We start from the raw sequence: 13,928 nt of genomic DNA on the forward strand, positions 1-13,928 counted from the left end.
AGGGCACATCTTGCCTGAAGGAAAGGGCGAACTGGCCAGTTCATCGGCATGCGATGCGCAAGCTTGAGGCTGTATGCGTCAGTCTTCCCTTCGTTTCGTAAATGGCAACCTGACCGAGCCGTGCCTATAGTTTTTGGCGCCACATCGCTATTGGAGGCATGGACATGAGCCAGAGCATTTCGCCCGCCGCTTCAGCTGCGCGGAACACAGGCATGGTCGCCACGACCTTATGGGGCTCGGACAAAATCGCAGGTATCACGGTCGATCCAGACGGTGCGATCTGGCTTGGCGCTTATAGTCGCCTGGGGCTAGGAGGCGAAGAGGATTCAGGCTTCACCGGCAGCCTGGTCCGGTTCAATGCCAACGGTAGCCTGGACCGCGACTTCAGCGGCGACGGTAAATCCCTGCTCCCTGTGTCGCTCGATATCGAGGACGGCGGTAATGCCGCCGTGCAGCCGGGCGGGGGCTACCTGGTGGCGCGCTACGTGAAAGTAGGCGACGCCTGGGTGTCGGGCGTCAGTCGTAATTTGGCGGACGGCAGCCTCGATACGAGTTTCGGGAACGGCGGCACCGTGACAGTGCCTTTCTATTGGAATGAAGATCTAGGCCAGCAAGCGTCGTTCTCCGTGCAACGCGACGGCAGCTTCTTCGCAAGCGCTGGGTATCCCTCTGGAGAGATCTACATCGCCCGCTTCGACGCGACGGGGGCCTTGGTTTCGTCTTTCGCAGAGGCCGGGGTCCTGCACCTGCCAGCATCTGTCGGCATTCATCCCGGCGGCACGATCGACGTTTCGCTGCAAGGAGACGGGAAGGTATTGATCACGGGGCAAGATACCCTGACCCGCCTCAACCCGGACGGTACGCTGGATAGCAGCTTTGCGAACGGGGGCAGCCTGGCCTTGGATGTCCATGCAGACGCCCTCGTCATCCAGAACGACGGCAAAATCCTGCTGGCGGGCGCCACGGGCGGCGTGGCGACCGTCATCCGACTCAATGCCGACGGCTCACTCGACAGCGATTTCGGTGATCAGGGGCGGGTAAGTTGGGGCTCGGAAAGCGCTCCTTTCGCAGTCGCCGACATGATCGTGCTGGCCGACGGCAGACTATTGATTGGTGGAAGCCAAGGTACGAGCGCGGACGGCTACCTGGCCGCCTTGGTCCAGTTGAACCCCGACGGCAGCCTGGACCACAGCTTTGGCAATCCCGACGACGGCTATTACCACCTCGACGGTGGCCGCGACGATGACTTCTTGCTCGGGACCGCCTCGTTCGACGATGCGATCTTTGGCGGGGCCGGTAACGATCTGCTCGATGGCCAGCAAGGTCGCGACTTGCTGACGGGCGGTGTCGGCGCCGATACGTTCCGTTACCAGTCAGTCACCGACAGTTACCGAACCGCAACCGCGGCCCATAGCGACCGAATCACTGACTTCGACCCCGGCACCGATACGATCGACCTCGCCTCCCTGGGCTTCCTCGGGCTGGGCAATGGACATGACGGAACGCTGGCGATACGCGTCAATGAAAGCGGGACGCGGACCTACCTCAAGAGTTTCGATACCAACGCGGACGGGGAACGTTTCGAAGTGGTCTTCGACGGTAACTTGGGCCAAGCGCTGAATGAAACCAACATTCTGTTTCAGCAAGCCAGGTTGGTGGGCACAGAAGGGGACGATCGTTTACAAGGCAACGCTCGAGGCGAAATCATCGAAGGGGGCGCGGGCGATGATCGCCTTTATGGCGCGCTAGGGAATGATGTGTTGGTTGGCGGAGAGGGCCGGGACCTATTGGTGGGTGGTGGTAACAACGATGTGTTCCGCTTCGACGGACTGAGCGACAGCTACCGTACCGCCACCGAAAACCACACTGATCGCCTGATGGACTATACCGCGGGTGAAGACACGATCGACTTGTCTGCCTTGGGCTTTACCCGGCTGGGGGATGGTTATGGCGGCACGTTGGATGTGGTGGTCAATGAAGCCAAGAACCTGACTTACTTGAAGAGCTACGAAGTCGATGCGTCCGGGGCTCGATTTGAGTTGAGCTTGGTGGGGGACCACTCCGGTTACCGTGATTTGAACATCATCTTTGCCGAGCCCTCGGAAGGGGAGGCCATTCAATTAGTTGGAGTGGCTAATGACGTCTGGGTGTAAAACGCAGACCGGGTTATTCCTTGTCTTGGGCCGCATCCCTTTACTCCCAGATCACCCTCGCTTGTTGGGGGTGATCTGGGGCTGTCGGTCTTTGCCGTGGCGATGGGGGGGTCATGAAGCGGTGGTGGTTTGAGTAGGTTTACTGAAGAGAGAAAGGGGGGCGGACTGAATATCAAAAAATAAATGCGTCACTCTTTCACGTCCCAATGCCCAGCAGATCTGCGCAAAACAACACCTCAACCCTTAGGTTGAACAGAACGTAAGTACGCTCTCATATATTACTGCGTCTTGAGTTATCAGTAAGAGGCGACAGGCGCCCAGCAGAGCATGCACGGGTTGTAAATCTTCAATTTGTGCCCAGAACGCGTCGACCTTATCGCTCTCTCCGAACGGTTGAAATGCGATAGCGCTGCTAAATCTGGAGAGCCTCACCCGATCAGGCAAGCGCTCAAAAACATACCACTCATCAAAGCCCGGCGTGGGCAACTGAGCGATATCCATAATGATAGGACTGATCGCCAAGTCACCTACACGTTGCCACCCGCTAGCGATCTCAACGGCGCTAAGGTTATAGGGCCCGCTATCCGACGCAGCAATCGCCACATAACGCCCACGTACGAGCTGAGGAAGCTGGCGAATGAGGTCGCCCAGGTTAACGTCGTATCCATCGTGCCAGTCGAGAGCGCTGTAGCCCGCGTGCGCCCCGGTATGCAGTTCGGTTGTCATATATTTCCTTTGAGGATCAGCGATGACAAAAAAGGGATTTATTTTCTGAAAATAAATCTGAGAGTCATCTGGCCGGCCTCCCCACCTCACAGAGGTGGCGCAAAATTCAAGGTGCGAACTTAGACTTTTGCTGAGGAGGTCGTGATGAAATTCTGTGGCATAGACCTGCATTCGAACAACAGCATTGTAGTGCTGGCCCTAGTCCTCACGCTGTTCGGCTGCGCTACCGCGTCGGACCCGCCGAGGGGCGAGGGTGGCGATTGGCGGTCCTTCTATGTAGTGAATCATGGCCTGCATACCGGGTTGGTGATTGCGCGCCCCGATCTGCTTCAGGTGCTTCCCGCACTGGCTGAAGAATTCAGCGACGGCGACCTCGTTGAGTTCGGTTGGGGTGACGAGGATTTTTACCGAGCCCCACAGGCCACCTTGAGCCTTGCCCTGCGAGCCTTGTTCGGGTCGACGGCAACCGTGCTGCATGCGGTCAAGATTGACGGGGACCCCAGGCGGCGTTTCGCCGCAAGCGAGGTCATCGAGGTGCGGGTGACGGAGGACAGCTACCAACGACTGCTCGCGTTCGTGGCCGGGACCTTCACCCACTCAGCGACGGGCACCTTGGTGGTGCTCGGGCCTGGTCTGTATGGAGAGAGCCGGTTCTACCAGGCCGAGGGTCGCTATTCGCTGTTTTATACTTGCAATACCTGGGTCGCAGAGGCGCTGGCCGCGAGCAACTGTCCAATGTCGCCTGCAGCGGTGATTACGGCGGGGAACGTCATGTCGCAGTTGCGCCGGGCGACAGCGGTCGGTGCATCCTGCCTTGACTGAAAAGGGGGAGAATTATTTTGCTGGAAATAAATCTGTCCCCTTTTTTGTGCAGTACAATTTGAGTTTACTGGAAAACCCAAAACGGGTTTGGAAGTTTGGAGGCATGTTTTGGCAAAGAATAAACTCGGAGAGTCGCAAGTTATAGACTTTTTCTCTTCGGTATTGAGGGATCAGCTGGTCAATAAATTTGGAAGCCATTCGGAATATTTCATTGGGAATTTTTCTGGCAGTCAAGATCGTAAGTATGCAGATTTTTTTGCTGGAACTAATTCCTCGTGCGTACTTATTGAGTTTAAAGAGTTTGAACGCGAGATTCGGGATGAATACAGGAAGCCTCTCCGAGAAAAGCTATGTAAAAATCTAACGAGTAAAACGGCAGCATTATCCAGAACTACCCATTTTATTGCCTATAGAGTTTCGAGTATATGTATGGATATAAAGCTATCACCATATGTAGATGTGGTTTGCCCGAAGTGGTCAATTGGAAGCCCTCCTCTTGAGGCTATAAGCTCTAAAGCACATTATGACTTTATTGATGACTTTCTCTCAGCAAAAGAAGGTGTGGCTATTGATAAATTTTTAAAGTACGCAGGGCATCTTAACTCTACCGCTGGAGGTATTGCAGATGGGGCCAGTGCCCCCTTCAAATCAGTACTTTATAGTCGTAATACTCAAGGTAGAGTTGTAGGTACCATCTTTAATTCACTGGGCGAACTACGAAAACTAATAGATAAGGCACCGAAGATTACACAATCCTGGGAGCCGTAGCGGGTTCTTGTCTTTCATGAAATGATGACGTCATCACTCATAGTATGAGTCATTGAAGAATGAAAAAAAGTTTGAGAGTCGGGAGTCTTCAGAGAAATAAATCCGTCCCCTTATTGGTCCTAGTTTCCGCGCCCGTTTCCGTCTTGAGTTAGAGCACGTCGTTAAATGGTGGACAAGTCTTTGGCAAAACGCTCGACTTGGCTCGGGAGGACCAACAGAGAAGCATTTATCCGCCAATCGCAACCGTCATCTGACGTTGAACCCAAGTAGACGCGCAAGAAAACAAATCCTGGAAAAGCAGGATCCAGGCAGGCCGAGATCGCAAAGTCCTCGCTTTCAGAAAGCCAGTCTTTCGAGGCGCCTTCCTCAAGTTGCGCTACCGAGGCGAAGAACTCGTCAAGTAGATGCTGGTTATCCGCAGCGGAAATCCATTCTGATGTAATTTCTGCGTGCAGATCAGTACCCGCGAGTCGAGCGACAATGCAGCCAGCCCGGCCGCTAGGACACGGAATGATGGTCAGTGTCAGCCCATCCTCTTGCTTTATTTCTGCTGGCATTGCTGCACCGGTATCAGAACTGAAGTGCACGATATTACGTATGCACGAGCTGAAAATTCAAAGACGGATTAGTACGGGGAAACTGGGACAGACCACGATTTTGCGCTCACCTGTAATCGGACCGTCTCATAATCGTGGTCTGTCCCCCGTTCCTGCCGGTGTGGGAGTGGATTCGCGAAGGCGGCGGCACATTCAACATTGATGCAAGCTGACCCGCCACCTTCGCGAGCAAGCCCGCTCCCACAGGGGATCGGGGTGTTGCAGATACTGTATTCCGCAGGGGTCTCGCCTTGGCCTTATTTACGCTTGAGCATCTCCGGCAACTGCGCCACCAGTTTCTGGTTGTTCAATGGCGCACGAATAAACCCACGTTGGGTGCCGTCCGGGCCGATGACGGCCAGGTTACCGCTGTGATCAACCGTGTAGTTGGGCTTGCTGGTATCCGCCGGAATGAACGGAATGCTCACCGCATTCGCCAGTTTCTGCAGGTCTTCAACCGACGAGGCGGTCAGCCCTTTGAACTGCGGGTCGAAGTAGCCCAGGTACTGCTTGAGTTGCTTGGGCGTGTCGCGGTTGGGGTCGACGCTCACCAGTACGATCTGCAACTTATCCACAGCCTCGGGCGGCAGTTCGCTTTTGATCTGGCGCAGTTGGGCGAGGGTGGTCGGGCAGATGTCCGGGCAGAAGGTGTAGCCGAAGAACAGCAGGCTCCATTTGCCTTTCAACCCGTCCATCGCCACGGGCTGGCCGTCCTGGTCGGTCATTTTCACGTCCGGCAGGTTGCGGCTCTGGGGCAGCAGGATGATGCCGGCATCGATCAGCGCAGTCGGGTCGCCCTGGCCTCTGCCGGACAGTACTTTGTTGATGGTCAGGCCGAGGATCACAGCGATCACGGCCGCGAGGATGAAGACGGTTTTCTGGGTTCGAGTCATAGGCTCAACAGTAAGTAATGATCTACAAGCAGGGCGATGAACAGCAGGAACAAGTACCAGATAGAGTACTTGAAGGTGTTGATCGCCGCGTGCGGCCGACTGCCACGGTACAACACCACGGCCCATTGCAGGAACCTGGCGCCCAATACGAGAGCGCAGACAAGATAGAGCATCCCGCTCATCTGGATCACGAACGGCATCAGGCTCACCGCCAGCAGCACCAGGGTGTACAACAGGATATGGATCTTGGTGTAGTGCTCGCCGTGGGTCACCGGCAACATCGGGATGTCCGCCTTGGCGTATTCCTCCTTGCGGTGAATCGCCAGGGCCCAGAAATGCGGCGGGGTCCAGGCGAAGATGATCAGCACCAGCAACAGCGGTTCGGCGCTGACATGACCGGTGGCGGCCACCCAACCCAACAGCGGTGGCGCCGCACCGGCGAGGCCGCCGATGACGATGTTCTGCGGCGTCGCCCGTTTGAGGAAACCGGTGTAGACCACCGCATAGCCCAGCAACGAGGCCAGGGTCAGCCAGGCGGTCAGCGGGTTGGTGAACGCCAGCAGCATGGCCTGGCCGGCCACTGCCAGCGCCAGGGCGAAGGTCAGTGCGGCGGCCGGTGAGATGCGTCCCTCGGCCAAGGGTCGTTTGTGGGTACGGGCCATCACCGCATCGATGCGCCGGTCCACCACATGGTTGACTGCCGCCGCGCCACCGGCACACAGGGCGATCCCCAGGTTGCCGAACACCAGGACCGTCCACGGCACCCCGGCGCGGGTGGCGAGGAACATGCCGACCAGCGAGGTGATCAGCATCAGCACCACCACTTTGGGCTTGGTCAGCTCCAGATAGTCGCGCCAGATCGCCTGGTTGTGGCGTTCACCGGTCAGGGTTGCCATGGCATCTCTCCTTTTATTGTTATGGGACTGGCGCTGTGTTTATGCGGGTAGAAGCGCCAGCGCAGCGGGACGTGATGCTTGACCCGGACCAGGCTGGTACGGGCGTGATAATTGACCAGCACCAGGGTCAACAGCAGCGCGGCGCCCCCGGCGTTATGAGCGACCGCCACCGGCAACGGCAGATGGAACAGCACGTTGCTGATGCCCAGGGTGATCTGCGCCGCCAGGGCGATCAACACCAGCCCGGCCAGGCGGGTCATGCCAACCGCCTTGAGTTGCCAGGCCAGCCCCAGTAGCACCAGCGTCACCAGCAATGCGCCAATGCGATGGGTCAGGTGGATGGCTGTGCGCGCATCGCTGTCGAGCTGGCCGCCCAGGTAGTTGGGGCCGATGTGCTGGGTCAGGTGAAAGCCATTGGCGAAATCGGCTGGTGGCAGCCATTGGCCGTGGCAGGTGGGGAAATCAATGCAGGCCACCGCCGCGTAATTGGAGCTGACCCAGCCGCCCAGGGCGATCTGGCCGATCACCAGCAGCAGCCCGGCCGTCGCCCAATGTTGCAGGCGCTTGGGCACAGTCAGCGCCGGCAGTACGCCGGACAATCTCAAGGTCAGCAGAAACAGCAGGCTCAACGTCGCGAACCCGCCCAGCAAATGCCCGGTGACCACTTGCGGCCAGAGTTTCAGGGTCACGGTCCACATGCCGAACGCCGCTTGCGCAAAGACCACGGCCAGTAGAAACAGCGGCAGCTTCAAGGGTAGACCGGGGTGACGACGGTTCATCCAGGCCCGGGCGGCCAGCACGGTAATCATTAGCCCCAGGGCGCCCGCGAAGTAGCGATGGACCATTTCGTTCCAGCCCTTGTGGGCTTCCACCGGGGCGTCGGGATAATGCAACTCGGCATGGGCCAGTTGGGCTTCGCTCTTGGGCACGCTGATAAAACCGTAGCAACCGGGCCAGTCCGGGCAACCGAGGCCCGCATGGGTCAGCCGGGTGTAGGCGCCCAGCAGGACGACGATCAGTGCCAGCAACGTGGCAAACAGCGCGAGGCGAAATCCAGGTTTGGCCATGTCGATGCCCTCATCCGATGTTCGACAGTTTCAGCAGGTGGCGCAGGTCGTTGAGCAAGTCCTTGCCCTTGACCCGGGCGTCGTAGCGCAGCACCAGGTTGCTGTGGGGATCGATAATCCACAGTTGCGCGCCGCCAGAGCCCTGGGCGCCTTTCTGATAGGCCGGCAGGTCCAGTGGATAGCGTTGCAGTTGCGGGTATTCGCGCTGCAGTTGCGCGTCATAGTCCGCATCCAGCGGTTGTGCGATGGCCAGGGCGTGGCTGGCGCGACCGGCTTCGCGGCCCAGGCCGATCTGCACCTGGCGGGCCAGGTACACCAGTTGCCGGCAATCCACCGAGCATTCCTGCGGTGCGGTGACCAGGATCTGCCAGCGCTGTTCATCGGCCTGTACGCCAATTTCGGCGCGGGTCTGGCCGTTGCCGATCAGTTCGCCGTGGTAGCTGCGGCTTTCCGGCACCCAGAACTGGAATTTGTACATGCCGGTGGCGAGAATCATCGGGCCGATCACCCCGAGCACGATCAGCAGCAATTGCACGCGGCCCTTGCGACGGTTGGGCGCCTCAGACGTGTTGGTTGGATTCATGGTGCTTCCCATGGTGTCTCCCTGCGTTGTGCCATCCGAGATAAAGGAACAGGCCAAACAGCGCCGCCGCCATGGCGAACCACTGCACGGCATAACCGAGGTGTTTTTCCGGCCCCATGGCCACCACGGGCCAATCGGTCCGGTAGGCGCCGGGGCCGTTTTGTTGGCGTAACTCGTAAGTGAAACCGTTGCGGCCCAGTTCGGCCCAGAGTTTGCCCGGCTCGATGGCGGTGACCAGTCGCGGCCACGGTGCATCGGCCGGATCGGCGTGCAATTGGAACGTGGCGCCCGGTGCAACGTAGACCCAGGCTTGGAGGCTCACAGGTGCTTCAGGTGTGTTGAAGACTGGCGGGGTGCGGCGGTCGGGCCAGGGTATCCAGCCGCGATTGACCAGCAGCCACAACCCGGTTGCCTGGTCGAGAAACGGTTGCAGCAATTCGACGCCGACCTTGCCGTCGTGCTGGCGGTTGTCCAAAAGGATGCTGTGCTCGGTGTCGAACTGGCCGTGCAGGCTGACCGGTCGAAAAGCCGGATCCGGCGTTTGTTGCAACTGCGTGCTGTCCAGCGGCGGCGCCACGCGGCGCTCGGCGTAACTGTCCATGAGCACACGCTTTTGTTCGCCCCGGCTCAATTGCCAGAACCCCAGGCACACCATGACCGGCACCAGAACAGCGACCACCAGAGACGGCACGACGCCCGGCCGGAAGTGTTTCATGGCACCGTCCGAAAGCCGTCGAACGGGATAGCTATACTCACGTGCATTGCATCCCCCCGGAGTGTCCCTAATGCTAAAAGCAGCCATCGTCCTGATGCTGATTGCCACGATTGCCAGCCTGTTCAGCGGTCTGTTTTTTCTGGTCAAGGACGACAGCAGTTCCAATCGCCTGGTCATCGCCCTGGCGATTCGGGTCAGCCTGGCTGCCGCCACCGTCGGCTTGATTGCCTGGGGTTTTTTCAGCGGCCAGTTGGTCTCCCACGCGCCCTGGTAACGTTGGTTTCAGAGCACGTAGACGAAGACGAACAAGCCAATCCACACCACATCGACGAAGTGCCAGTACCAGCTCGCCGCCTCGAAGCCGAACTGGTGCTCGTTGTCGAAATGCCCGCGCATGATCCGCATCAGCATGACGAACAGGATGATCGTGCCGATGGTGACGTGGGCGCCGTGGAACCCGGTGAGCATGAAGAACGTTGCGCCGTAGACACCCGAGCCCAGGGTCAGGCCCAGTTCCTTATAGGCGTGGATGTATTCCTCGGCCTGGAAGCCCAGGAAGGCACAACCCAGCAGGACAGTGATCGCCAGCCAGATTTTCAGCGCGCCGCGATGGCCTTTTTTCAGGGCATGGTGGGCGATGGTGACGGTCACGCTGGAGCTGACCAGCAGGATGGTATTGAGCAGCGGCAAGCCCCAGGGGCTGATGACGTCCTTGGGCGCCGGAAAGAGTTTCGGGTCGGGGTTGTTCAGCAAGGGCCAGGCGAACTCGAAGCTCGGCCAGAGCATGTGCGACAGCCCCTTGGTGCCTTCACCCGCCAGGCCTGGCGCCGAGATGTTGCGCACATAGAACAGCGCACCGAAGAAGGCGATGAAGAACATTACTTCGGAAAAGATGAACCAGCTCATGCCCCAGCGGAACGAGCGGTCGAGCTGCGCACTGTAGAGCCCGGCGCGACTTTCCTTGATCACCGCGCCGAACCATCCGAACAGCATGTAGGCCACCAGCAGGCCGCCGACGAAAAAGATCAGCGGGCCATGGGATTCCGGGCGCGCCGCCTTCAGGTCGTTGAACCAGGTCGCCAGGCCATACACCGTGACGAACATCCCGACCGTGGCGATGATCGGCCATTTGCTCTGGGCCGGAACGTAATAGTGTTCGTGAGTTGCCATTTATTGTTCTCCTTATCGGGCACGCTATCGGTCAGTGTTTACAGCCACCGGTGGATGACGAGCGGTGATATCGAACAGCGTGTAGGACAGCGTCAGGTGCTTCACTTCCTTGGGCATGTCCCGGTCAACGATGAAGCGCATGGGCATTTCGATACGTTCGCCGGGTTGCAGCACTTGCTGGGTAAAACAAAAACATTCGGTCTTGTGGAAATAGGCCGCCGCGTTGCTCGGCGCGATGCTCGGCACCGCCTGGGCGCTCATCGGCCGGTTGGTGGGGTTGTGGGCGACGAAGACCATCTCGTTCACCGCCCCCGGCCGGACCACCAGTTCATCGCCCTTGGGGTAGAAGTCCCAGACCATGTCCACTGAGTTGGTCGACAGGAACTGCACGCGAACCTGCCGTGATTCATCGACGGTTTGCTCACCTTCGTACTGCCCCGCGGTCTTGCCGTTGATGCCAAACGCCTTGCACATCACGTCGTAGATCGGCACCAGGGCAAAGCCGAAGATAAACATGGCCACCACCACCATCAGCAGGCGAGTGACCAGCTTCTTCAGCGAGATCGAGTCAGCCATGGTTCTGAACCCCTACACATAACCCTGTGGGAGCGGGCTTGCTCGCGAAGCAGGCGCTGCGGTCTAACAGAAACACCGCGTCATCGTTCTTCGCGAGCAAGCCCGCTCCCACATGGGCTCCATGTGTCATCTATTTCACTTCCGGCGGCGTAGTGAAGGTGTGATACGGCGCCGGCGAAGGCACGCTCCACTCCAACCCTTCGGCCCCATCCCACGGCTTGGCCGGTGCTGGCTCGCCACCACGGATGGTCTTGATCACGATGAACAGGAAGAAGATCTGCGTGGTGCCGAACATGAATGCGCCGATGGACGAAACCATGTTGAAGTCGGCGAATTGCAGGTTGTAGTCGGGGATCCGCCGGGGCATGCCCGCCAGGCCGACGAAGTGCATCGGGAAGAACGCCAGGTTCATGCCGACGAACGACAGCCAGAAATGCAGCTTGCCGAGGGTTTCGTCATACATGTGGCCAGTCCACTTCGGCAGCCAATAGTAGGCCGAGGCGAAGATCCCGAAGATCGCGCCAGGCACCAGCACATAGTGGAAGTGCGCGACCACGAAGTAGGTGTCCTGGTACTGGAAGTCCGCCGGTGCGATGGCCAGCATCAGCCCGGAGAAACCGCCAATGGAAAACAGGATCACGAACGCCACGGCAAACAGCATCGGCGTTTCGAAGGTCAGCGAGCCTTGCCACATGGTGCTGGCCCAGTTGAACACCTTCACCCCGGTGGGCACGGCGATCAGCAGGGTGGCGTACATGAAGAACAGCTCGCCCACCAGCGGAATGCCCACCACGAACATGTGGTGCGCCCAGACGATGAACGACAGGAACGCAATGGCCGCCGTGGCGTAGACCATCGAGGTGTAGCCGAACAACGGTTTGCGTGAGAACGCCGGGATGATCGAGCTGACGGCACCGAAGGCCGGCAGGATCATGATGTACACCTCGGGGTGGCCGAAGAACCAGAACACGTGCTGGAACAGCACCGGGTCACCGCCGCCGGCGGCACTGAAGAAGCTGGTGCCGAAGTGGATGTCCATCAGCATCATCGTCACGCAGCCGGCCAGCACTGGCATTACCGCAATCAGCAGGAACGCGGTGATCAGCCAGGTCCAGACGAACAGCGGCATTTTCATCAAGGTCATGCCGGGGGCGCGCAGGTTGAGGATGGTGGCGACCACGTTGATCGCGCCCATGATCGAACTGATGCCCATCAGGTGGATGGCGAAGATGAAGAACGTCACGCTTTCCGGCGCATAGGTGGTGGACAACGGCGCGTAGAAGGTCCAACCGAAGTTCGGCCCGCCGCCGGGTGTGAACAGTGTCGACACCAGCATCAGGAACGCCGCCGGCAACAGCCAGAAGCTGAAGTTGTTCATCCGTGGCAGCGCCATGTCTGGTGCGCCGATCATCAGCGGGATCATCCAGTTGGCGAGGCCGACGAAGGCCGGCATCACCGCGCCGAAAACCATCACCAGGCCATGCATGGTGGTCATCTGATTGAAGAATTCCGGCTGCACGATCTGCAAGCCGGGCTGGAACAGCTCGGCGCGGATCACCATGGCGAACGAGCCGCCCAGCAGGAACATCGAGAACGCGAACCACAAATACAGCGTGCCGATATCCTTGTGGTTGGTGGTCAGTACCCAGCGCATCAGGCCCTTGGCGGGGCCGTGGGCGTGGTCGGCACCGGCATGACCGTGGTCATCGATCACAGCACTCATGTCCTGTCTCCTTCGAACGAGTGGGCTGGACGGCGCGGGGCGCTGAGCCCCGACCGGCTGCAGGAACAAGCATCAGGCCGGCTCATTTGCTTTCCGCCTGTTTGAGTTCCAGCACTTGTTTGGGCGTAACCATGTCGCCCTTGTTGTTGCCCCAGGCGTTACGTTCATAGGTCACGACCGCGGCGATATCGACTTCCGACAACTGCTTGCCGAATGCGGCCATGGAGGTGCCGGGTTTGCCGTGGAAGACAATGTTCAGGTGGTCAGCCACAGGCCCGGTGGCGATTTTCGAGCCCTTGAGTGCCGGGAACATCGGCGGCAGGCCCTGGCCTTCGGCCTGGTGACAGGCCACGCAGGTGGTGTGGTAGACCTTGTCACCGCGCTCGATGAGCTCCTGCTGGGTCCATTCCTTGCTGGTCAGCTCTTTAAGCTGCGCGGCCTCGGCCTTGCGCTCGCCCAGCCACTTTTCATAGTCGGGCTTGCTCTTGACCTCCACCACGATCGGCATGAACCCGTGGTCCTTGCCGCACAGCTCGGCGCACTGGCCGCGGTACAGGCCGGGCTTGTCGACGCGGGTCCAGGCTTCGTTGACGAACCCGGGAATCGCATCGCGCTTGACCGCGAAGGCCGGCACCCACCAGGAGTGGATCACGTCGGCGGAGGTCACCAAAAAGCGCACCTTGGCATCGACCGGCAGCACCAGCGGCTTGTCGACTTCCAACAGGTAATGTTCGCCCTTGGCGCTCTGGTTATGGATTTGTTCGGCGGGGGTGGCCAGGTTGCTGAAGAACTCGACGTCCTGGCCCAGGTACTTGTAGTGCCACTTCCATTGATAGCCGGTGACCTGGATATCGATGTCCGACTCGCTGGAGTCGTACATCTTGATCAGGGTGGCGGTGGCAGGAATCGCCATCAGCACCAGGATCAGGAAGGGCACGATGGTCCAGAGAATTTCGACCCGGGTGTTTTCGTGAAAATGAGCGGCATTTTGGCCGGTTGAACGGCGGTGCATGATCATCGACCAGAACATGGCGCCGAAGACGATGATGCCGATGACTACACAGATCCAGAAAATGGTCATGTGCAAGTCGAACACTGCGTTGCTGATCTGTGTCGCTCCAGGCGCCATATTCACAGTCCAGGCCGCTTGCGCCTGGCTGAAAATCGACCACAACAGGAGGCCCATCCATACGTGTGGATGTCGCGTCATTGCGGGTTCCCCTTATCGTTCTTGTTATCC

The 13,928-nt window shown here is 59.0% G+C and carries 15 protein-coding genes; 4 read left to right on the plus strand and 11 right to left on the minus strand.

What is annotated here, in order from left to right; translation table 11 throughout:
- Positions 1–164: 164 nt before the first annotated feature.
- Entirely contained in the window at positions 165–2,153 is a 1,989-nt protein-coding gene (locus tag EPZ47_RS00415; protein ID WP_135843033.1) for a M10 family metallopeptidase C-terminal domain-containing protein, read from the plus strand.
- Positions 2,154–2,396: 243 nt separating this feature from the next.
- Here the strand turns inward: EPZ47_RS00415 and EPZ47_RS00420 are convergent, their stop codons facing one another.
- Positions 2,397–2,879 carry a hypothetical protein gene (locus EPZ47_RS00420; protein WP_135843034.1) on the minus strand — a complete coding sequence of 161 codons (483 nt, stop codon included), beginning with the start codon at positions 2,877–2,879 and terminating at the stop codon, positions 2,397–2,399.
- A gap of 144 nt (positions 2,880–3,023) precedes the next feature.
- On the opposite strand from EPZ47_RS00420, the gene EPZ47_RS00425 reads away from it, so the two are divergent.
- Complete coding sequence (locus tag EPZ47_RS00425) at positions 3,024–3,701, plus strand: DUF2459 domain-containing protein (protein WP_135843035.1); 678 nt, start codon at positions 3,024–3,026, stop codon at positions 3,699–3,701.
- A 108-nt stretch (positions 3,702–3,809) separates the two neighbouring features.
- Positions 3,810–4,469 (plus strand): hypothetical protein, encoded by a 660-nt coding sequence (locus tag EPZ47_RS00430; RefSeq protein ID WP_135843036.1) that lies wholly within the window; start codon positions 3,810–3,812, stop codon positions 4,467–4,469.
- Positions 4,470–4,630: 161 nt separating this feature from the next.
- Here the strand turns inward: EPZ47_RS00430 and EPZ47_RS00435 are convergent, their stop codons facing one another.
- The 6 genes from EPZ47_RS00435 to EPZ47_RS00460 all read right to left on the minus strand — a co-directional run bounded on the left by EPZ47_RS00435 (position 4,631) and on the right by EPZ47_RS00460 (position 9,219).
- Positions 4,631–5,026, minus strand: a complete 396-nt coding sequence (locus tag EPZ47_RS00435) for a DUF6228 family protein (RefSeq protein ID WP_135843037.1) — start codon at positions 5,024–5,026, stop codon at positions 4,631–4,633.
- A gap of 296 nt (positions 5,027–5,322) precedes the next feature.
- Entirely contained in the window at positions 5,323–5,958 is a 636-nt protein-coding gene (locus tag EPZ47_RS00440) for an SCO family protein (RefSeq protein WP_135843038.1), read from the minus strand.
- Positions 5,955–6,854: a heme o synthase gene (gene cyoE, locus EPZ47_RS00445; RefSeq protein ID WP_135843039.1), complete on the minus strand. Its 900-nt coding sequence runs from the start codon at positions 6,852–6,854 to the stop codon at positions 5,955–5,957. Before cyoE ends, EPZ47_RS00440 begins: the two co-directional genes overlap by 4 nt.
- The gene (locus tag EPZ47_RS00450; protein WP_135843040.1) at positions 6,842–7,921 is read right to left on the minus strand and encodes a COX15/CtaA family protein; all 1,080 of its coding nucleotides are present in this window, start codon (positions 7,919–7,921) and stop codon (positions 6,842–6,844) included. Before EPZ47_RS00450 ends, cyoE begins: the two co-directional genes overlap by 13 nt.
- A 10-nt stretch (positions 7,922–7,931) precedes the next feature.
- Complete coding sequence (locus EPZ47_RS00455; protein ID WP_135843041.1) at positions 7,932–8,516, minus strand: hypothetical protein; 585 nt, start codon at positions 8,514–8,516, stop codon at positions 7,932–7,934.
- Positions 8,482–9,219 (minus strand): SURF1 family protein, encoded by a 738-nt coding sequence (locus EPZ47_RS00460; protein WP_135843042.1) that lies wholly within the window; start codon positions 9,217–9,219, stop codon positions 8,482–8,484. Before EPZ47_RS00460 ends, EPZ47_RS00455 begins: the two co-directional genes overlap by 35 nt.
- A 70-nt stretch (positions 9,220–9,289) precedes the next feature.
- Here EPZ47_RS00460 and EPZ47_RS00465 point away from each other — a divergent pair, with 70 nt between their 5' ends.
- A complete protein-coding gene (locus EPZ47_RS00465; protein WP_014335867.1) occupies positions 9,290–9,493 on the plus strand; it encodes a twin transmembrane helix small protein in 204 nt (67 codons plus the stop codon).
- An 8-nt stretch (positions 9,494–9,501) separates the two neighbouring features.
- On the opposite strand, the gene EPZ47_RS00470 is transcribed toward EPZ47_RS00465, so the two are convergent.
- From EPZ47_RS00470 to coxB, 4 genes are all read right to left on the minus strand, one after another.
- Positions 9,502–10,389 (minus strand): cytochrome c oxidase subunit 3, encoded by an 888-nt coding sequence (locus EPZ47_RS00470; protein ID WP_135843043.1) that lies wholly within the window; start codon positions 10,387–10,389, stop codon positions 9,502–9,504.
- Between the two features lie 24 nt (positions 10,390–10,413).
- Positions 10,414–10,965, minus strand: coding sequence for a cytochrome c oxidase assembly protein (locus EPZ47_RS00475; protein ID WP_135843044.1), 552 nt, complete (start codon positions 10,963–10,965; stop codon positions 10,414–10,416).
- Between the two features lie 130 nt (positions 10,966–11,095).
- On the minus strand, positions 11,096–12,688 hold the full coding sequence (gene ctaD, locus EPZ47_RS00480; protein WP_135843045.1) for a cytochrome c oxidase subunit I: 1,593 nt from the start codon (positions 12,686–12,688) through the stop codon (positions 11,096–11,098).
- A gap of 82 nt (positions 12,689–12,770) precedes the next feature.
- Complete coding sequence (gene coxB / locus EPZ47_RS00485) at positions 12,771–13,898, minus strand: cytochrome c oxidase subunit II (RefSeq protein ID WP_135843046.1); 1,128 nt, start codon at positions 13,896–13,898, stop codon at positions 12,771–12,773.
- Positions 13,899–13,928 lie beyond the last annotated feature (30 nt).

The sequence above is a fragment of the Pseudomonas viciae genome (assembly GCF_004786035.1).
Taxonomy (GTDB): domain Bacteria; phylum Pseudomonadota; class Gammaproteobacteria; order Pseudomonadales; family Pseudomonadaceae; genus Aquipseudomonas; species Aquipseudomonas viciae.

What these genes read in the sequence shown, in the direction of transcription:
- EPZ47_RS00415 (WP_135843033.1), top strand. Translation starts at nt 165, where the DNA reads ATGAGCCAGAGCATTTCGCCCGCCGCTTCAGCTGCGCGGAACACAGGC.
- EPZ47_RS00420 (WP_135843034.1), bottom strand. Translation starts at nt 2,879, where the DNA reads ATGACAACCGAACTGCATACCGGGGCGCACGCGGGCTACAGCGCTCTC.
- EPZ47_RS00425 (WP_135843035.1), top strand. Translation starts at nt 3,024, where the DNA reads ATGAAATTCTGTGGCATAGACCTGCATTCGAACAACAGCATTGTAGTG.
- EPZ47_RS00435 (WP_135843037.1), bottom strand. Translation starts at nt 5,026, where the DNA reads ATGCCAGCAGAAATAAAGCAAGAGGATGGGCTGACACTGACCATCATT.
- EPZ47_RS00440 (WP_135843038.1), bottom strand. Translation starts at nt 5,958, where the DNA reads ATGACTCGAACCCAGAAAACCGTCTTCATCCTCGCGGCCGTGATCGCT.
- cyoE (WP_135843039.1), bottom strand. Translation starts at nt 6,854, where the DNA reads ATGGCAACCCTGACCGGTGAACGCCACAACCAGGCGATCTGGCGCGAC.
- EPZ47_RS00450 (WP_135843040.1), bottom strand. Translation starts at nt 7,921, where the DNA reads ATGGCCAAACCTGGATTTCGCCTCGCGCTGTTTGCCACGTTGCTGGCA.
- EPZ47_RS00455 (WP_135843041.1), bottom strand. Translation starts at nt 8,516, where the DNA reads ATGGGAAGCACCATGAATCCAACCAACACGTCTGAGGCGCCCAACCGT.
- EPZ47_RS00460 (WP_135843042.1), bottom strand. Translation starts at nt 9,219, where the DNA reads ATGAAACACTTCCGGCCGGGCGTCGTGCCGTCTCTGGTGGTCGCTGTT.
- EPZ47_RS00465 (WP_014335867.1), top strand. Translation starts at nt 9,290, where the DNA reads ATGCTAAAAGCAGCCATCGTCCTGATGCTGATTGCCACGATTGCCAGC.
- EPZ47_RS00470 (WP_135843043.1), bottom strand. Translation starts at nt 10,389, where the DNA reads ATGGCAACTCACGAACACTATTACGTTCCGGCCCAGAGCAAATGGCCG.
- EPZ47_RS00475 (WP_135843044.1), bottom strand. Translation starts at nt 10,965, where the DNA reads ATGGCTGACTCGATCTCGCTGAAGAAGCTGGTCACTCGCCTGCTGATG.
- ctaD (WP_135843045.1), bottom strand. Translation starts at nt 12,688, where the DNA reads ATGAGTGCTGTGATCGATGACCACGGTCATGCCGGTGCCGACCACGCC.
- coxB (WP_135843046.1), bottom strand. Translation starts at nt 13,898, where the DNA reads ATGACGCGACATCCACACGTATGGATGGGCCTCCTGTTGTGGTCGATT.